General features: G+C 69.1%; 15 protein-coding genes and 2 tRNA genes. 5 read left to right on the forward strand and 12 right to left on the reverse strand.

Features of this window, described 5'->3' with window-relative positions; genetic code table 11:
• Positions 1-20 precede the first annotated feature (20 nt).
• Positions 21-1,622 carry a Rieske 2Fe-2S domain-containing protein gene (locus tag AC16DP_RS51700; RefSeq protein ID WP_329732292.1) on the reverse strand — a complete coding sequence of 534 codons (1,602 nt, stop codon included), beginning with the start codon at positions 1,620-1,622 and terminating at the stop codon, positions 21-23.
• A 213-nt stretch (positions 1,623-1,835) separates the two neighbouring features.
• On the reverse strand, positions 1,836-2,900 hold the full coding sequence (locus tag AC16DP_RS51705) for a carbohydrate-binding protein (RefSeq protein WP_329732291.1): 1,065 nt from the start codon (positions 2,898-2,900) through the stop codon (positions 1,836-1,838).
• 357 nt (positions 2,901-3,257) lie between these two features.
• On the opposite strand from AC16DP_RS51705, the gene AC16DP_RS51710 reads away from it, so the two are divergent.
• Complete coding sequence (locus AC16DP_RS51710; protein ID WP_329732290.1) at positions 3,258-4,157, forward strand: zinc metalloprotease HtpX; 900 nt, start codon at positions 3,258-3,260, stop codon at positions 4,155-4,157.
• A 38-nt stretch (positions 4,158-4,195) separates the two neighbouring features.
• Entirely contained in the window at positions 4,196-5,182 is a 987-nt protein-coding gene (locus tag AC16DP_RS51715) for a TerC family protein (protein ID WP_329732289.1), read from the forward strand.
• Positions 5,183-5,248: 66 nt separating this feature from the next.
• Here AC16DP_RS51715 and AC16DP_RS51720 read toward each other — a convergent pair.
• From AC16DP_RS51720 to AC16DP_RS51750, 7 genes are all read right to left on the reverse strand, one after another.
• Positions 5,249-5,320: transfer RNA gene (locus AC16DP_RS51720), tRNA-Val, on the reverse strand.
• A 27-nt stretch (positions 5,321-5,347) separates the two neighbouring features.
• Positions 5,348-5,419, reverse strand: a tRNA-Val gene (locus AC16DP_RS51725).
• Between the two features lie 52 nt (positions 5,420-5,471).
• The gene (locus AC16DP_RS51730) at positions 5,472-5,750 is read right to left on the reverse strand and encodes a hypothetical protein (RefSeq protein ID WP_073567106.1); all 279 of its coding nucleotides are present in this window, start codon (positions 5,748-5,750) and stop codon (positions 5,472-5,474) included.
• Between the two features lie 19 nt (positions 5,751-5,769).
• A complete protein-coding gene (locus AC16DP_RS51735) occupies positions 5,770-6,195 on the reverse strand; it encodes an SCP2 sterol-binding domain-containing protein (protein ID WP_329732288.1) in 426 nt (141 codons plus the stop codon).
• An 8-nt stretch (positions 6,196-6,203) separates the two neighbouring features.
• Complete coding sequence (locus AC16DP_RS51740) at positions 6,204-7,832, reverse strand: Hsp70 family protein (protein WP_329732287.1); 1,629 nt, start codon at positions 7,830-7,832, stop codon at positions 6,204-6,206.
• Between the two features lie 24 nt (positions 7,833-7,856).
• Positions 7,857-9,884: an ATP-dependent helicase gene (locus AC16DP_RS51745; protein WP_329732286.1), complete on the reverse strand. Its 2,028-nt coding sequence runs from the start codon at positions 9,882-9,884 to the stop codon at positions 7,857-7,859.
• A gap of 70 nt (positions 9,885-9,954) precedes the next feature.
• Entirely contained in the window at positions 9,955-11,643 is a 1,689-nt protein-coding gene (locus AC16DP_RS51750) for a HEAT repeat domain-containing protein (RefSeq protein WP_329732285.1), read from the reverse strand.
• Between the two features lie 134 nt (positions 11,644-11,777).
• On the opposite strand from AC16DP_RS51750, the gene AC16DP_RS51755 reads away from it, so the two are divergent.
• Both AC16DP_RS51755 and AC16DP_RS51760 read left to right on the forward strand, forming a co-directional pair.
• The gene (locus AC16DP_RS51755; protein WP_329732284.1) at positions 11,778-12,566 is read left to right on the forward strand and encodes a C40 family peptidase; all 789 of its coding nucleotides are present in this window, start codon (positions 11,778-11,780) and stop codon (positions 12,564-12,566) included.
• An 11-nt stretch (positions 12,567-12,577) separates the two neighbouring features.
• Entirely contained in the window at positions 12,578-13,366 is a 789-nt protein-coding gene (locus AC16DP_RS51760; protein ID WP_329732283.1) for a DUF4336 domain-containing protein, read from the forward strand.
• A gap of 32 nt (positions 13,367-13,398) precedes the next feature.
• Here AC16DP_RS51760 and AC16DP_RS51765 read toward each other — a convergent pair whose 3' ends face one another.
• On the reverse strand, positions 13,399-14,499 hold the full coding sequence (locus tag AC16DP_RS51765) for an NADH:flavin oxidoreductase (protein ID WP_329732282.1): 1,101 nt from the start codon (positions 14,497-14,499) through the stop codon (positions 13,399-13,401).
• A gap of 242 nt (positions 14,500-14,741) precedes the next feature.
• On the opposite strand from AC16DP_RS51765, the gene AC16DP_RS51770 reads away from it, so the two are divergent.
• On the forward strand, positions 14,742-15,971 hold the full coding sequence (locus AC16DP_RS51770; protein ID WP_329732281.1) for a hypothetical protein: 1,230 nt from the start codon (positions 14,742-14,744) through the stop codon (positions 15,969-15,971).
• Positions 15,972-16,020: 49 nt separating this feature from the next.
• On the opposite strand, the gene AC16DP_RS51775 is transcribed toward AC16DP_RS51770, so the two are convergent.
• Both AC16DP_RS51775 and AC16DP_RS51780 read right to left on the reverse strand, forming a co-directional pair.
• On the reverse strand, positions 16,021-17,598 hold the full coding sequence (locus AC16DP_RS51775; RefSeq protein WP_329732280.1) for a tetratricopeptide repeat protein: 1,578 nt from the start codon (positions 17,596-17,598) through the stop codon (positions 16,021-16,023).
• 40 nt (positions 17,599-17,638) lie between these two features.
• Complete coding sequence (locus AC16DP_RS51780; protein WP_329732279.1) at positions 17,639-18,829, reverse strand: glycosyltransferase family 2 protein; 1,191 nt, start codon at positions 18,827-18,829, stop codon at positions 17,639-17,641.
• Positions 18,830-18,869: the final 40 nt, after the last annotated feature.

The raw sequence follows: 18,869 nt of genomic DNA on the forward strand, positions 1-18,869 counted from the left end.
GAGAGGGGATTCACACGGACTCACATCCCGGGCCTGTGCTCCACCGGGGCCTCGCGCTTCTCCTCGTCCTTCCCGAGGCACTCGGCCTTGATGGAGCACCCGTTGGTGCCGCAGCTGCCCCCATCCTGGAGATCGAAGCGCCAGCGGTGGCGGGGGCACACGAGGTAGCGCCCCTCCTCCACCCACCCCTCGCGCAGATCCGCGCCCTGGTGCGGGCAATACCGGTTGACGGCGTAGCGCATCCCGCCGGCCGTCACCACGGTGCGCTCCTTGCGCGACTCGGTAGCGAGTGTGTTGTCGCACATGACGCGCAGGTCCTCGATCTCGGCGGCGAGGAAGTTGTGCAGGCTGGCGTCATACACATCGGGCGAGCGAGAGACCCGGAAGCGGAACGACAGCAGGAAGTCCTCCCAGTTCAGCTTGCGATCCAACACGCGCACGATGTCCGCCGCGCTCGAGATGAACGTGTAGCGGCTCAAGTCGCGCACCTCGCTGACGACCTCCACCCGGCGCGAGCGGAAGTCCACGCGGATGAGCTGCCCGGGCAGCTCGATGAGGCCCATGTACAGGGGCGTCATCACCCGGTCCGCCAGCGAGAAGGCGTCCAGCTTCTGCTGCATCTCCTCGCGCAGCCGCTGGTGGATGCGGTCCACCTCCTCGAGCATCAGATTGCGCCGCCGCTCGCGGAAGACCCGCGTCTGGAGCGCGGCGTAGGAGCGCAGGTACTGCGAGACGTTCTCCTCGGTGACGCGCTCGGGGGCGAGCGACACCCTCTCCCCGAGGCCCGCGTCGAGCACGTCCCCGGGCATGGGCTCGAGCAGGCGCGGCGTCTTCCCGGCCAGCCGGTGCTGGAGGAACGTGAAGAGCTCCGAGGCCCGGGGGAAGATGTTCACCGGCTCGAGGTTGATGTGGAAGAGCGACGGATCCAGGAAGCAGGCCGGGCCGGCCGAGGCCATGTACACCCGGGGCTGGACCGTCTCCATGGCGCGAGCCACCGCCTCGAACTTGCTGGCCCGCTTCTGCCGCGAGTGCTCGGCGTACTCCTCGCGCGAGTAGTCGTAGCAGGTGGGGTGCCAGATGGCGCCCGAGAACTGGGCCGTGAAGACATCGATGGGCCCCTCCTCCGCGACGACGGCCGGCAGCCGATCGTGGATCTTGCAGTCGTTGAGGTTGAGGAAGCACTGCCCATCGGCCTGCACCAGCAGCGCCGAGTCCCGGTTGGTGCCCGAGTCCGTCAGGTAGAGCTTCAGGTAGCCGCCCTTGAAGGGCACCTCCTGCGAGTCCTCGCAGGTGATGATGCGCCTGGCGCCATAGGCCACGAAGTCGTCGCGGAGCGCCGTGCGGCGGAAGCGGCCGATGACGGCGGTGAAGTCCCGCTTCGTCAGGGTGCGCAGGAAGTCGGGATCGTAGTGATCCTTGTGCTCGTGGCTGATGTAGAGGAAGCGCTCCTTGGGCGAGTGCTCGAGCTTCTCGCGCACCAGGGGAGCGAGGTCATGGTTGCGCGGAAATTGCATCCATGCCGAGTCGAAGGCCCCCTGAGGGGACAACCATGGGTCTGCGACCACCAGGGCGTGTTGGGTTTCAATCAGGAAGCCAGCATGCCCGAGGAACGTGATCTGCATGGACGGATCCCCCCGCGAGGTCCGGTGCCCACGGACGGAGCGCCGGTGGAGCCGGAAGGCTGGTATGGGGGACCCACTCCGGCCACTGCCCCCGAGTGCGAGCTCCCGGTTCAACAGCGGGCAGAAGTCTCGCACCGTGCATGAAAAAGGCGCGGTGACGACGGAAATCCCCGCGCCAGACCCCTCATGCGAGGTGGGCTCCCTCCACCCGACCTATTCGGTGATTTCGCGCACGCTCAGCCACTTGAAGTCCACGTCCGTGGCGCTGTCCCAGCGGAACGTGGCCAGCGGACCGCCCCAGGTGATGGGCATGGCATCCACGGAGCCGCCGCAATTCGTGGCATCGCCGCCGATCTGGCCGGAGTCGGTGACGTCGTAGACCTTCTTCCACGTCACCTTGTCGGCATTGTCGTTGAGCCACAGCTCCAGCTTCACCGCGGGCTTCCCGTTGGAGGTGACGTTCTTCATGATGGACTTGAAGCCCACCCAGCGGCCCTTGAGCGAGCTGGTGCCCGTCTTGTAGGGCACGCTGTCGTAGCTGACGTGCCAGGACTCCTTCTCCCAGCGGACGCGGCCGTCGTAGTGCAGGCCGCCCTTGTAGGAGGAGCCCTCGCAGGCCAGCGAGTCGGTGTGGCGGCCGCCGCGCGCGTACCAGGCGAAGTTGTCGCTCCAATTGCTGGCGGCGTTCACCTTGACGAAGCCCGTCATCTCCACGTTCTTCCAGTCGTTGGCGGCCTGCATGTAACCGCGGCCCGCCAGCACGTCCCGGTCATACGTGGGGATCTTCTTCGAGTCGTAGCCCGTGGAGGTGCGCGCGTGCATGCGCACCTGGGTGCTCTTCATCTTCCAGGAGCCATCCGCGTTGCGGGTGATGGGATCCTGCGGGTCGAAGCGCGAGTCCTTCAGCGCGTCGTCCTTGAGGAACCACGTCTCGCCGCCCGCCTTCGTCGGGTAGATCATCTTCACGCCGAAGACATCCGTGTCCGCTGCGGGAGCCGGAGTGGGCGCGGGAGCAGGCGATGGCGCGGGAGCAGGTGCTGGACCCGGCGTGGGAGCGGGCTCGGGCGTGGGAGCCGGAGCGGGCGTGGGAGCGCTGGGGCCCGGAGTGGGAGCAGGCGACGCGGTCCCCGGGTCGTTCGTCAGGTCTCCACCCATGCCATCCCCATTCAAGCCGGGGGGCGTCCGCGAGTCCGGTACCTGCTCCGCCGGCTCACAGCCGACGGCCGAAGCCAGGAAGAAGGAGGCGCAGAGAGCGGAAAGAAGTCGGTAGCGAATCAACGAGATTCTCCATGCGAGGGGGCCGTGAGGCGGGGAGCCGCCGGCGGAGGCGCCAGGGCCACTCCGTCGAGCGCTCCCGATCGCGGAGACAGGACGGCGCGGATGGCTCCACGCCCGCTCACCGCTCCCGGGACCGGCCAGGTGCTCACGAGCCCGGTGGACATTCGGATCCAGCCGGTTTCGGGCCCCTGAACACAAGCCGACACTCCATCATCCCGCCCCCAGGTCCGGGCCCCAGGCTCGCCTGTCTGTCCTGGAGACGAGGTGAAGAGTGGCCGCTCTCCCTCGGTTTTCCCGAAGGATTGCGCCCCTATTACCTATTTGCCGAATTGTCGAGGAGCCTTTAATTCAGAAAGCATGAAGAATCAGATCAAGACGCTGCTGCTGCTCGGCGTGTTGTCGGTGGTGCTCATCGGCATCGGCGCGGCCTTGGGAAAGGGCTTCCTCCTCGGCGCGCTGGTGCTGTCGCTGGCGATGAACCTGGGAGCGTATTTCTACTCGGACAAGCTGGTGCTGAGCATGCACGGGGCGCAGGAGGTGAGCCCCCGGGAAGCGCCGGGCCTGCACCGGATGGTGGAGGAGCTGTCGGCGCGTGCGGGCATTCCCAAGCCGCGCGTCTTCCTGATGAACGAGGCGCAGCCGAACGCCTTCGCGACGGGCCGGAACCCGGAGCACGGCGTGGTGGCGGTGACGGCGGGCATCCTGGAGGTGCTCGACGAGCGGGAGCTGCGCGGCGTGCTGGCGCACGAGCTGGCGCACATCAAGAACCGGGACATCCTGGTGTCCACCATCGCGGCGGCGGTGGCGTCGGCGGTGACGTACATGGCGCACGCGGTGGGCATGTTCGGCTCGATGTTCCTGGGCCGGGACGAGGACGGAGAGGAGGGCCTCTCTCCGCTGCAGACGCTGGCGCTGGCGCTGGTGGCGCCCCTGGCGGCCACGGTCATCCAGATGGGCATCTCGCGCTCGCGCGAGTACCTGGCGGACCAGACGGGCGGGGAGATCTCCGGAGATCCGGAGGCGCTGGCGAGCGCGCTGCGCAAGCTCGAGGCGGGGGCGATGGCGCTGCCGGTGGAGGGGCGTCCGGCGACGGCGAGCCTGTTCATCGTGAGCCCCTTCGCGGGGATGCAGAGCATCCTGTCGCTCTTCTCGACGCACCCGCGGACGGAGGAGCGCGTGCGGCGGCTGCGTGAGCAGGCCCTGCGGATGTCCACGCCCCGGGGCTGGAGCGGGAGCGCCCTCCCCTTCGCCCGCTGACGGCTTCCCCTCCCCTTCACAAAGAAAGACATCCCTTCATGGACATGCAGAGTGTAGGCAGCCCCGCCCTCTGGGCGGGGTTCATCATATTCGTGCTGTTGATGCTGGCGCTGGACCTGGGCGTCTTCCACCGGAAGACGCACGAGGTGAAGTTCAAGGAAGCGCTGACGTGGAGCGGGGTGTGGATCTCGCTGGCGCTGGTGTTCAACCTGGGCATCTGGTGGAAGTTCGGGCCCACGCCGGGGATGCAGTTCCTCACGGGCTATCTGATCGAGAAGTCGCTGTCGATCGACAACATCTTCGTCTTCGTCGTCATCTTCTCGGCGCTGAAGATTCCGGCGGTGTACCAGCACCGGGTGTTGTTCTGGGGCATCCTGAGCGCGCTGGTGCTGCGCGCGGCGATGATCTTCGCGGGCGTGGCGATGCTGCAGCGCTTCCACTGGCTGATCTACGTCTTCGGGGCGTTCCTCATCCTCACGGGGGTGAAGCTCTTCCTGCAGCGCAACAAGGAGGAGCACCCGGAGGACGGCGCGGTCATGAAGCTGGCGAGGCGGGTCATCCCGTCCACGCCGCGCTTCGACAAGGATCACTTCTTCACGGTGGAGAATGGCAAGAAGCTGGCCACGCCGCTGTTCATGGCGCTGGTGCTGGTGGAGCTGACGGACGTGCTGTTCGCGCTGGACTCCATCCCGGCCATCTTCGCGGTGACGACGGATCCGTTCCTGGTGTTCACGTCGAACATCTTCGCCATCCTGGGCCTGCGCTCGCTGTTCTTCGTGCTGGCGGGGGCGGTGGAGAAGTTCTCCTACCTGAAGGTGGGCCTGTCGGCGGTGCTGGTGTTCGTGGGCACGAAGATGGCGCTGGTGGACGTGGTGAAGGTGCCGCCCGCGGTCTCGCTGGGAGTCATCGCGCTGCTGCTGGGCGGCTCCATCGTGGCCTCGCTGCTGAAGGCGCGGGCGCTGGAGCGGGCCGGGGCGGACAAGGCCCTGGCCTCGCGGGGGCAGCCGGCGCCCGCGGCGGAGTGAGCTCCGGGGCAGGCCCGGAAAACACAGAGGCCGTGAGCCCCTGGGGACTCACGGCCTCTGTGTTTGTGGGCGCACCAGGATTCGAACCTGGGACCCCTGCCGTGTGAAGGCAGTGCTCTACCGCTGAGCTATGCGCCCGATTGCGGTGATCGGGACCCGTCGGAGTGGGCGCACCAGGATTCGAACCTGGGACCCCTGCCGTGTGAAGGCAGTGCTCTACCGCTGAGCTATGCGCCCCCGACGAAGCGACGGGTGGGTAGATGCCACCCGCCGTGTTCCCTGTCAACGGCTATTCTCGCGCGATTTCTTCCAGCCGCTCGTCCAGCTCGCGCAGCCGGCGCTTGAGGCCGGAGAGCTTCTTGCCCACGGCCTTGAAGTCGCTCCGGGTCGCGAAGCTCAGCGCCCTCATCAGCTCCTCCTGGCCCCGGTCCAGCGCCTGCTTGCCCCGCTGCACGGAGCCGAGCGCCTGGGCGACCGCCATGGCCCGCTTCTCGTCGGCCAGCAGCTTCTCCATGGCCTTCTGCGACACGCCCAGGGCCTGCTTCTTCAGGTTGCGGCGAATGCTCATGACTGCCCCCCGCGGGCCGTCATGGCCCGTCCACGTACTCCGTCTTGAGCGCCCCGAAGACGCGATCCGCGATGCCCTTGAACCGCAGGCGCTCGATGAGCTGCTGCAGGTCTCCCTTCACCGCGATGCGCCGCCGCAGCACCGCCTCCACGGGATCCAGGCTCCCCTGCAGCAACTGCTTCCACACCGTGTAGGGCGCCCGCGCCAGGTAGGCGGGATCCAGCTCGTCCAGATCGTCCGGCTCATCCAGCACGCGCAGCTTCTCGATGCGGCCGCCGCGCGGCACCAGGTGCGCCACGAAGGCCCGAGCCAGCTTGCCCGGCTCCGCGTCGACGATGACCCCGATCTCTCCCTGCCACCCCTGGGCGGCGAGCGAGCTCTCCGGATCCGAGTTCACCAGCCGAACCGCCTCCTCACACCACTCCTTGGACGGGAACGTGGCCATGCCGCCGCCTACCCCCTACGGAAGATGCTCTTGACCTTGGAGAACAGCCCGCTGCTCTCCTGGTGGGACGACGGCGTGGACGCCGCCTGCTCGGCCTTCTGGGCCCGCTCCTCGGCCACCCGCGCCAGCTCCTTCTTGAGCAGCTCGGGCGTGTCCCGCGTGGCCAGCTCGATCCGCCGGGGGCCGCCCGGCTCCTCGACCATGACCTGCAGCAGGCACTCCTCGTTGAGCCGGAAGTCGATCTTCCGCCCCGCCGCCTCGGCCGGTACCCGGAGCGTGCCCAGGTACTCGTTGTCCACCATCAGGTCGCTGTCGCCCTGGAAGATGTCCATCTCGATGAAGGGCGCGCCCGGATCCTTCGGAGGAGGCAGCCGGAAGCTCTTCACCAGCGGGATGATGGAGTTCTTCTCGATGACCCGGCGCACGCGCCCGTTGGGCAGCGCGTAGCCGATGGGCATGGACACCGCGTCCAGCAGCGTCACCGAGTCGATGGTGCCCAGCGAGTCCGCCAGCAGCGCGGCGCCCAGGGCCACGCACTCGTCCGGGTGCACGCCCTTGCGCGGCGGCTTGCCGAAGTGCTCCTGAATCCGCTGCTGCACCAGCGGCATGCGGCTCTGCCCGCCCACCAGGATGATCTCGTCGATCTCCGAGCGGTGGATGCCCTTCTCCGCCAGCACGCGGTCGCAGATCTCGAACGTGCGGTCCACCAGATCCATGGTGAGCGCGTTGAGGTTCTCGCGCGTCAGGGGAATCCGCAGGTCCAACGGCTTGCCCTTGCGCTCCTCGATGTAGGGCAGGTCGATGACCACGTTGGGGATGAGCGTGAGATCGATCTTCGCCGCCTCGGCCGCGTTCTTGATGCGCTGCATGGCGATGGGGCTCTGCGAGAGGTCGACCTTGGTCTCCTCCCAGAACTTCTCGAGCACGTAGTCCATCACCCGGTTGTCGAAGTCGACGCCGCCCAGGAAGGTGTCGCCCCCGGTGGCCAGCACCTCGAAGACGTTGCCCGTCAGGTGCAGCACCGAGACGTCGAAGGTGCCACCGCCCAGGTCGTACACGAGGATCTTCTGATCCAACCCGCGGTTGAAGCCGTAGGCGAGCGCCGCCGCGGTGGGCTCGTTGACGATGCGCTTGACGTTGAAGCCGGCGAGCTTGCCGGCCTCCTTCACCGCCTGGCGCTGGCTGTCCGTGTAGTACGCCGGCACGGAGATGACGGCCTCGTCGATGGGGCCGCCCAGGAACTGCTCGGCGATCGTCTTGAGCTGCTTGAGGATGAAGCTGGAGACCTCGGGCAGCGTGTACATGCGCCCGCCCAGCGTCACCGCCGCCTCCCCGTCCGGGGCCTCGACGATGTCGTACTTGAAGTAGCCCTTCAGGTCGTCGACGACCCGGGACTGGTACTTGCGGCCGATGAGGCGCTTGGTCCCGTAGAGCGTGTTCTTCGGGTTGGTGACCATCTGATCCTTGGCCACGCCCCCCACCAGCAGCTCGCCCTTGCCGGAGAGCGCCACCACCGAGGGCAGGATCAGATTGCCGCGATCCGTGGGGACGATCTTCGGGATGCGGTTCTTCACGGACGCGACCAGTGTGTTGGTCGTTCCCAGATCAATCCCGATGATGCGAGGTCTGTCCGCCATGGTGGAGTACTTCTCTGTATCACGTCAGGAGCCGGGTTGCGCAGTTCTCGTCTCCACGATCAGCCGGTCGTAGGGCGCCTCCTCGCCTGGCGGCAGCTCCTCGACGAAGCGGGAAAGCCGGAGGACCGCCCGCTCGCCTCCTCGCAGGACGGCGGAGATCGGGTAGCACAACGCCAGCTCGTCCTTGGCCCGGGTGGCCGCCACGTAGAAGAGCCGGCGCTCCTCCTCCACCTCGTCCGGCGTCTGGGCGGCTCCCGGCAGCGGGAAACGGCCCTCGGCCAGCGAGATGACGAAAACCGCCTGCCATTCCAGCCCCTTGGATTGGTGCACGGTGGACAGCGTGAGGCTCTCCGCCGGAGGCTCTCCCGTCGCCTCGCGGGCCGAGAATTCGGCCACCAGCGCGATCTCCGACAGGAAGCGCGGCAGCGCCTCGAAGCGCCCGGCGAACTCCGCCAGCTGCCGGATGTCGTCCTCGCGCCGCTCCTCTTCCGGGAACTCCGTCCGCAGGTACTCGCCGTAGCCTCCCGCCAGCACCTCCTGGATCATCTGTCCTGGTGTCAAATTCGACCCGGGGGCCCCCAAGCGCTCGAGGAGTTGGATCAGCCGGGCGAAGCCGGCGGCGGCCTTCCGGGGGAGCTCGGCCTGGACCTCGGGACGGGCCATGCCCTCCACGAGCGACAGCTCCGGCGGCAGGGCGAGCAGCGCCTCCCAGAGGGTCTCGGCGGTGGCGGGACCGATGCCGGGCACCAGCTTCACCACGCGCTTGAGGGCCAGCTCGTCCCGCGGGTTGCCCGCCAACCGCAGGTGGGCGAGCACGTCCTTCACGTGGATCTGCTCGAAGAAGCGCACGCCCGAGCGCACCCGGAAGGGGATGCCCCGGCGGACCAGCTCCAGCTGCAGCTCGATGGAGTGGCTGTGGGCGCGGTAGAGCACCGCCATCTGCTCCAGGGGCATGCCCCCGTCGCGCAGCTCGAGCACCCGCTGGGCCACGAAGGCGGCCTGCTGATCCAGATCCAGGGTGCACGCGAGCACGGGCACCGGCCCCGGGGGCCGCGAGGAGATGAGCTGCTTGGAGAACTGGCGCTGGTTGAGCGAGATGGAGGCGTTGGCCAGCCGGAGGATCTCCGGCGTCGAGCGGTAGTTGCGGGTGAGCGGGTAGATGCCGCAGCCCGGGTAGCGCTTGGGGAAGTCGATGATGTTGGTGAAGTCCGCGCCCCGGAAGCTGTAGATGGACTGGCAGTCGTCGCCCACCGCGGTGAGGTTGCGGCGCTCGCCGGCGAGCAGATCCACGAGCTCGCCCTGCAGCCGGTTGGTGTCCTGGTACTCGTCCACCAGCACGCAGTGGAACCGGTCCACGAGCTGCTCGCGGATGATGGGGTTGTCCACGAGCAGCCGCTTGAGCATCACCAGCAGATCATCGAAGTCCATCAGGTGCATGCGGCCCTTGCGCTCGGCGAAGCGGCGGGCCACCGCGAGCACGTCCTCGGCCACGGGGAGGAACTGCGGGCGGCGCTCCACCAGCACCTCGGCCACGGAGAGCTGCAGGTTGGCGGCCATGGAGACCAGGTCCAACACCACCTCGGCCTTGGGGAAGCGCCGCTCGCGGGGCAGCTTGCGCTCGGCGATGCACGAGGACATCAGGTCGCGCGCGTCCTCGCGATCCAGCACCGTGAAGTCGCGCGAGAAGCCGATGGCCCCCGCGTGCTGGCGCAGCAGCACGTGCGCCGCGTGGTGGAAGGTGCCGCTCAGCAGCTGGCGCACGTCCGCGAAGGCCCCGGCCAGCTCCTCCACCCGCCGCGTCATCTCCCGCGCGGCCCGGTTGGTGAAGGTGAGCAGCAGCACGCCCTCGGGAGGGATGCCCCGCTCCAGCAGCCGCGCCACCCGGAACGTCAGCGTGCGCGTCTTGCCCGAGCCCGCCCCGGCGATGACCAGCACCGGCCCCTCCCCCGCCTCCACCGCCAGCAGCTGCTCCTCGTTGAGCAGCCGCGCATAGTCGATCCGCGGCGCGGGAGTCGCCGTCGCGGCCTTCAGCGTGTACGTGCGGGTGGCCATGGATGGCTCACTCTACTGGTCGGTCTGACCTGCCGGATCGGGTGGGTCTCCCCCGGAGGAGAATACCTGTTCAGTGGGTCTGGAGCGCCGTGAGGCGGGCGGCGGCCTCGGCGCGGATCTCCGGGGAGGGATCCCGCTCCCGGGCCACCTCGAGCAGCAGCGGCGCCAGCTTCGGCAGCTTCGCGCCCACCGCGCGCAGGGCCTCGCGGCGCTCGGACACGGCGCTCTCCAGGCGCTCACGCACCGCGTCGTCCCCGCATGTGCGCGCCCCGGGAGTGCGCTCGCGCAGCAGCAGCTCCGCGTCCGCCAGCCGCGCCTCCGACAGCTTCAGCGCCTCCGAGGCCGTCAGCGCGAAGCCGTCCAGGTCCTCGGGGAACTCGGTGTTCGTCTTCCGGGCCCGGGCGATCGCCTCGGACGCGATGCGCGCGTTGTCCACCGCCGCGCACAGCTGCCGCGCCGCCGCCAGGGGCACGTTGCCCTCGGGCGAGATGGACTCCTCGCGCGCCACCCGCAGCGCCCACAGCGCCAGCTGCCGCGCCGCCACCGCCGCCGAGAACGACTGGCGCCGCTCCTCGCGCAGCCGCACCCAGCGCCGCAGCACCACCGGATCCGGATCCTCCGGCACGAAGGCCCGCTGGTACTCGGTGGCCGCCTCGCCCAGCCGGCCGGACAGGTCCAACAGCGCCGCCATGGACAGGTACAGCTCCGGGCTGCCCGCCTTCTCGCGCAGCGACTCCAGCCGCACCGCCACCTCGTAGTCCGCCACCGGCTTCGGCAGCGCGCTCAGCACCGTCCGCAGGCCGTCCAGCGCCCGCTGCCGCACGAGCGGATTGCGCCCCGCGCGGAAGGTCTCCAGCAAGGGGTCCACCGCCTTCACCGACACGTGCTGGCCCAGCTCCTCCGCCGCCTGCCACCGGTCCATCGGGTCCGGCGACACCAGCGCGGCCCGCAGATCCTCGAGGCTCCGCAGGTAGTGCTCCACCTGCGCGGACCGGGCCAGGGGCTCGGTGCTGCGCAGCGCCACGCGCTCGGCACGGGCCCGGGCCAGGCGCGCCGGGAAGTCCTTCAGCTTCGTCCCCAGCGGGTGCCCCGCCACGCGCGCCTCGGCCTCCTCCAGCAGCCCCGAGACGAGCAGCCCCTCCACCTCCAGCGCCAGCAGCTTCACCTTCGCCTGCTCGCGGTAGCGCCCCGCCGGGAAGTCCCGCAGGTACACGAAGAGCTGCCCCGCCCCCGCCGTCTCCGCCCGCGCGAAGCTCTCGTCGTCCAGCCGCGACTCCACCTGCAGGCGGCGCGGATCATCCGGCGACTCGCGCAGGTACTCGCGCAGTTGCCGCGGGTCCTTCGTCGTGGACAGCTCCTTCAGCTCCGCCTCCCTCAGGAGCCGCTGCGCCTCCTCGCGCTGGGCCCCCTCGGGATGGTCTCGCAGGAACTGCCGCAGCGCCGCCGCCGTGCCCGCCTCCTTCGCCGCGTTGAAGCGCAGTCCCTCCAGCAGCGCCCGGGCCGCCCGCGCCTGCGGCGCATCCGGGTTCGCATCCAGGAAACGCTTGTAGGCCAGCACCGTGTGCAGCTTCGAGGCCTCCTCGAACTCCAGCTCGGTGACGCGCACCTCGGCGGCCTCGGCGTCGTCTCCCACCGGGTACTCGCGCAGGAAGGCGCGATAGGCCTCGAGCGTGTCGGCGTCCCGCGCCCGCTGGTACGCCCGGGGCGCGCCACAGCCGGTCAGCAACAACAGCAGGGAGAGGGCTCGGAGCTTGCGCATCACCCCAGGATTACCACCACGTCTCCGGGTGAAAAAACCGGGCTTTCTCGCTCGCCTGGCTGGGTAGGTTTTTTGACGACACACCCGGTCCGCCCGACCATCGGGGCGTGGACTCGCTACAGGGAGGTCGCGACATGAGGCTCTGCGTGCTGCTCGCCGGACTGCTGGTGATGACCGGATGTGCCGCCACCGGCAGGCCCATGGGCGGAAGCGTGCTCGCCTCGAGCTACCGCTACAGCCCCCTGACGCCCGCCGCCGCGCCCAAGGCGCCGTTGAGCGAGGTCGCCGCCAGGCCCGCCGCCGCGCCTGCTTCCTCGCCTGCCCCGCGCAGGCAGGTGCGCCCTCCCCCGCCCGCCGCGAGCCGCGAGAACGTGCTCGCCACCGCGAGGGATCTCGTGGGCAGCCGCAAGGTGAAGGTCGCCGGGCGCACGTGGCCGGATGACTGCACCGGCTTCGTCGAGGGCGTGTATGCGCGGGCCGGGGTCTCCTTCCGCGGCTCCGGGGTGGCCGGGGACAACGGCGTCACGGCGATCTACCGCTACGCCCGGGACCATGGCCGCGTGTTCACCCGGGGCAAGCCGAAGCCGGGAGACCTGGTGTTCTTCCGGGAGACGTATGACCAGAACCGCGATGGGCGCCGCAACGACGGGCTGACCCACGTGGGGCTGGTGGACGAGGTGGAGAGCGATGGCACCGTCGTCGTCATCCACCGGGTGAAGCGGGGCGTGGTGCGCTACCGGATGAACCTCGCGAAGCCGGGCCTGCGGAGGGATCCGCGCACGGGCGAGGTGCTCAACGACATGCTGCGCGTGCCCGGGCCGGGGAAGATGCCCGTGCTCACCGGGCAGCTCTTCGCCTCCTACGGCTCCGTGCTGCCCGAGTCCAAGCCCGCGAAGTCCACGGCGGCCGTGGCCCGTCGGTAGGAGACAAGGCCATGACATCGGAAAACCGGAAGAGCACTGGCGACACTGCGGGGTGGTGCGACGGGATACTGCCCTACGCGCCGCTCTCGACACTCAAGCCGCTCTCCGATGGGCTCTGGTGGGTAGATGGGCCCGTCATCAAGATGAGCTATGGCCTGGTCTCCCTGCCGTTTCCCACGCGCATGGCGATCATCCGTCTGCGCTCGGGCGGCTTGTGGATGTGGTCTCCAACGGCTCCAACGCCAGAACTGTTCGCGCAGCTCGATGCGCTCGGGCCCGTCGAGCATCTCGTCTCGCCGAACAGGTTCCATTACGCGGCCATCCCGGCCTGGAAGAAGCGCTATCCGCGTGCGACGGCCTGGGCCTCCCCGGGAGTCCGTGAGCGTGCACGCTCCCAGAAGCTCGATGTCCCCTTCGATGCCGATCTCGGCGACGACGCGCCCTCGTCATGGGCGCAAGACATCGGACAGCTCATCTTCCGAGGCAGCCGCTTCATGGAAGAGGTCGTGTTCTTCCACAAGGCGTCCTCGACCTTGATCCTGGCGGATCTGGTGATGGCACTCGAACGAGAGCGTGTCCGGCCACGACTGCGATGGCTGCTCGAGCTCGGCGGCACGATGTGGCCGGGGCAAACGCCGCGCGAGGTGCAGGCGACGACTTGGGGCCGCAAACCCCAGGCGCGCGCCTGCTACCGGCGAATCCTGGACTGGAAGCCTCGCCGGGTGCTCCTCGCGCACGGCCGCTTCGACCTCGAGGATGCGACAGCCCAGCTCGAGCGCGCGTTCGCCTGGCTGCGTTGACGCGCTCCGAGCCGGGCTCCTGCCCTCACCCGTCACGCCAGCTTCGCGAGCGCTTCCTTGTGGAAGTCCTGCAGCTCGTCCTGGCGGCCCTCGTGCACCTTGCGGGCCCACTGCGCATCCGCCAGGAGCGCGCGGCCCACCGCCACGAGATCGAACTCCTCCCGCTCCAGACGGCGCAGCAGGTTGTCGAGCGACGCGGGCTTGGAGCTCTCGCCCCGGAAGGCCGCCGTGAACTCACCGCTCAGCCCCACCGAGCCCACCGTGATCGTCGGCTTGCCCGTGAGCTTCTTGGCCCAGCCCGCGAAGTTGAGCTCCGAGCCCTCGAACTCCGGCTCCCAGAACCGCCGCTGCGAGCAGTGCAGGATGTCCGTGCCCGCCTCCACGAGCGGCGTGAGCCAGGACTCCATCTCCTTGGGCGTCTGGGCGAGCTTGACGGTGAAGTCCTGCTGCTTCCACTGCGACAGGCGCAGGATGATGACCATGTCCTTGCCCACCGCCGCGCGGATGGACTTCACCACCTCGGCGCCAAAACGGGCGCGCTCGGCGATGGTGGCACCCCCGTAGGCATCGGTCCGCACGTTCGTGCCGGCCCAGAAGAACTGGTCGATCAGGTAGCCGTGCGCGCCGTGGATCTCGACCACGTCGAAGCCCAGCCGCTTCGCGTCCGCCGCCGCCTGGCCGAAGGCCGCGATGGTGTCGGCGATGGCCTCGTCCGTCATCGGCTCGGTGAACTTCTTGCCCGGAGAGGACAGGCCGGAGGGCGTATCCACCGGAGGCGGCGCGACCCAGGTGGTCATGGGGTTGCGCGCCGAGCCCACGTGCCAGAGCTGGGGGCCCATCTTCCCGCCCCCGGCATGCACCTCGTCGATGACGCGCTTCCAGCCCGCCAGCGCCTGCTCGCCATGGAAGTCGGGCACGTTGGGATCGTTCTTGGCCGAGGGCCGCTTCACCACCGTCCCCTCCGAGAGGATGAGGCCCACCTCGTTCTCGGCCCGGCGGCGGTAGTACGCGGCGACCTCGGGCGTGGGGACACCTGCCGGAGAGAACGAGCGCGTCATGGGGGCCATGACGATGCGGTTCTTCAGCGTCAGCGACTTATGGGTGAAGGGGCGGAACAGGGCGTCTGCGGCCATCGGGGGGGGCACTCCGGGGGTGAAGCGTTCAGAAGCGGCTGATTAACCCTTCCACTCCCCGTGGGCATTTAGAAGTGATGATGCCGGCAATCAGCGGAGGTGGACTCCCAGAGGGGGGCGCCACAACTCGCGGTGCAGGACAGTCGCCCGGAGGGCTCGTTGTTCCCCGTGGACGGCTGGGGGATCCTTCCGGAGCGCCGTTCCCCCCCTCCCACGGGCCCCCCCCAAAGGAGCCGCCACCGATGTCGCTGAGTACTTTCGCCAAGAAGGCCCTGCCCTGGCTCGCGTTCGCCCTGGCGATCGCCGCCCTCGGCTCCACGTGGAACTGGGCCCTCGCGAAGGCGACCGAGCGGCATCGCATCCACCACGCCTTCACCACCGGCACCACCAAGTACATCCTCGGCCTGTGCCCGAGCACCCCGCTCGTGAACGACATGCCCTCCTGGGCGAGCGACATGCGCACGCGCTGCCAGGTGAAACAGCCCTCCTGGGGCGTCGGGGACAACGGCACCGCCCGCCCCGAGCTCGACCTCGAGAACAGCTCCACGTGGCAATCCATCCAGCTCCTCTCCAGGCTCGTGCTGGAGATCTCCCCGGGCAAGCTGCTGTCCCTCCTGTCACTGGTGGTCATCTCGCTGGCCGGAGTCCTCGGCCTGCAGCGGCGGGGTTGGCTCGGCCGCCAGGGCCTCACCCTGCGCGTCGCACGGGGCGCCGCGCTGTCCATGCTCGCCATCGTCATGTTCGCCCTGAGCATCTCGCTCATGCTGCTCGACGAGCAGGAGACGCTGACGATGTGCCAGATCACCGGCAGCACCTACGCCAACCTGCTCTCCATCGACACGCGCTGCTCCCAGCAGACCCTGCTGTTGCGCGACACCCAGGCGATGCTCGCGCAGAAGAAGGACGAGCTGGATGCCCGCTCCCAGGAGCTGGAGGACCTCAAGCAGGAGATCGCCTCGCTGGGCGCGATGCGGGACGCGCTGGGCTCGTTCAAGACGGAGCTGAAGAGCCAGAGCGAGAGCACCCAGCAGCTCATCATGGCCGTCACCGGCGCCACGCTCGAGGGCATCAGCAAGGCGGTGGATCCGCTCCAGAAGGACGTGAAGGGGCTGGATGCGGCGCTCAAGACGGACCTGACGGACTTCAAGGCCGGTCTGCGCGGCGAGCTGCAGGGGGACCTGAAGGACCTGGTGCGGAGCGAGCTGAAGGCGGCCCTGCGGGAGGAGGCGCTCGAGGATCTCATCCGGCGGGAGGTGCGGGCGGCGGTACGGGAGGACGTCCGCGCGGTGGTGCGCGGAGAGCTTCAGGAGTCGCTGAAGCCGGTCCTGGCGGTGGGCCACGTGTCCGCGCCAGCGCCCAGGCCCGCGGAGCCCGCGCCCAAGGCCACGAAGACGGCGAGCAACAGCGTCTCCGCCAAACCCGCCGCGCCCGAGACCAAGAAGCCCTCCGCGCCAGCCCCTGGCAAGCGCTGAAGCGGCCTCATGGGTGCCCTCTCCCAGAGGGAGAGAGTGCATGCGCAACTCACTTCCCGGACTGGAGCTCGGAGAGCATCTCCCTCGCCTGACTGAAGTCCGCGTCCAGCGCCAGCACCCGCTCGAAGCACTCCCGCGCCTGGGCATCCTGTTCCAGGCGCACGTGGCACATGCCCTGGTTGTAGTACGTGCCGGGCGCCTCGCCGTACTCCCGCAGTGAGTGCTCGAAGAACGTCAGGGCCTCCGCCGGACGCTCCATCGCGTACAGCAGCATCCCCAGGTGGTAGGCGAGATCGTCCTGCTCTCCTCCGATCGGATAGTCCGCCTCCCACACCTGCTGGATCGCCCAGCACACCTCCTGCCGCAGCGGCTCGCTCGCGGCCTCGGCCTGGGCCAGCAACGAGGGGAAGACCGCCATCAGCAACCCGGAGTCCCAGCCACTCCAGCGCAGGAGCGCCAGGAGTTCCTCCAGCGTCATCTCCTCGTGGTGCTGCTCTATCCGCCCGAGCAGCGTGGCGTAGTCGTCCGGCCCCGAGCGCTCGATGGCCTCCTCGTACGCCAGCTCCGTCTCGCCATATCCGTCCGGCGGCTGGCCCAGCAGGAAGGCCCCCACGTGCAGGCTCACGTGACGATGGATGGGCCGCAGCACGTGTCCCTCCCGGAGGCGGAAGTACCGGCCGATGGCGTCGTAGTTCACCATCAACGAGAACGCCCCCGCGTGCCGCACCAGGCTCACCCCGGACGAGCGATCGCTCAGCTCGTCCTGGCTGGCGTGCCCCTTGTCTCCCGAGAGCAGCAGCAGGCGGTCTCCCGACAGCCGTTGCAGCCTTCGCAGGCACCGCAGCGCGGTGGAGGGAAACAGGAACGTCGCGTCGTCCAGCCGCTCCCGGTAGTCCTCCAGGATGCCATCCAGCTCCGCGTCTCCGTAGCAAGCGCCCCGCACCTCGTGGTCCTCGAAGGACACCATCGCCTGCTCCAGGAAGTCCTCCGCCTCCACCTCGCGCTCGGGCCGCGGCGAGGAGACCGAGACGAGGCACTCGTGGAGCACGCCGTCACGCACGGAGAAGGCGTCCTGCGGAATGCTGTCGAAGAAGTAGTTGGCCACCACCGCCAGCGGGTTCGCCACCGTGCCCGGCGCCAGCACGGTGCCACTGCGGCGGAGCACCAGCTGCGCATCGTGCTCGGCGTCGAAGCGGGCCACGTCCAACAGGCCCTCGTCGAGGAAGGGCTGGAGCCGGGGATGGGACAGCCAGAACTCGAGGTTGCGCTCGGGCAGGTCCGTCATCACGTACCGGAAGCCCACGTCCCTCAGCCGCGAGCGCGCGTGCAGCCGGCGGAAGGCCTCCAGGAAGTGGAAGGCGAAGCGCCCCGACCCGGCCCCGAGCTCGATGAGATGGAAGGGCTGGCCCGAGTCCCACTCGGAGGCCGCGCACCAGTCCCGCATCCACCCGAGCACCACCTGCGCATAGGCCTGGCCAGCGACGGGGTTGCTGGTGATGAAGCTCGGCAGGAGTCCCCGGCGCCAGGCCTCGATGCCCTGCCGCTCGTAGAAGGCCCGCTGGCGGCTCCACAGCAGGGAGCGCGACAGGCGTTGGTTGTGCTCGAGGACGACACCGGTCGGCTCCACCCCAGGCACCGTCCCACCTGGGGGGGAGAGCGTCAAGCCACTACGTCGACGAGGACACCCGCGCCGTGCGATCCCACGCCGCCCGCTGTGTGTTCCTCAGGAACCGCCAGAACCCCACGACGATCGCCAGGTTCATGGTCACGAAGTAGTAGGCCACCGACGCCACCCGGCGCGCCGAGCCCTTCAGCAACCCCTTCTTCCCCAGGTACGCCAGCGCGTAGAACAGCGTCTGCCCCACCAGCGTCAGCTTGTAGAGCGGGCTGCTCAGCAGGAAGAGGTTGGCCACCAGCGCCAGCACCATCAGCGCCGGGGCGCACCAGCGCAGCAGCTTGTGCGACCAGAACGCGAACGCCGGGAAGCCCGACAGCGGCGAGAGCAGCCCCGGCACCATCCTCAGGCTCTGGAAGTTGCCCGCCGCGATGCGCGCCCTCCGCCCGAACTCCTTGCCGTAATCCTCCGTCGTCTCCTCGTGCGCCACCGCCTCGGGCTCGTAGACCACCTTGTAGCCCTTCTCGAGAATGCGCAGCGGAATCACGAAGTCGTCCACGATCGTCGCCGGCGGCAGGGCGCTGAACAGCGAGCGCCGGATGGCGTACAGGCCTCCGTTCGCCCCCACCACCGCGCCCCGCTTGCCCTCGTAGAGCTTGATGAGCGATTCGTACGTCCAGTACGTGCTCTCCTCGTACTCGGCCTTCGTCGGGTTGTAGAGCCGCAGCTGCCCGCACACCGCCCCCACCTCGGGGTCCTCGAAGTGCCGCACCAGCCGCTTCACCGCCTCCGGCTCGATCATCGTGTTCGCGTCCGAGAGCAGCACGATGTCGCCCTTGGCCATGGGGATGCACCGGTTGAGCACCGACGTCTTGCCCCCGCGCGGCGCCGCCGACAGCCGCACCCGCTCGTCCGTGCACCGCAGCACCCGCTCATCCGTCCCGTCCATCGAGCCGTCCGAGCCGATCAGCATCTCGAAGCGCGCCGCCGGATAGTCCAACGCCAGACTGTTGCGCAGCTTCTCGTCGATGCAGCTCGCCTCGTTGTAGGCCGCCACCACCAGGCTCACCCGGGGCAGCCCGCTCGCCTGCTGCTCCTCGCGGCGCCGGTTCGCCCCCGAGCGCATGGAGCGCACGTTGTGCAGCACCTGCGCCACCCCATCCAGGGCGAACAGCACCAAAGGGTAGAGAAAGTACGTGTGCACCAACAACACCGCGGCACACCAGAACACCAGCTCCGCCATCACCCTGCCTCCCCGGCCGTCTCACACGTTGACCCGGAAC

The organism is Archangium sp., assembly GCF_057119385.1.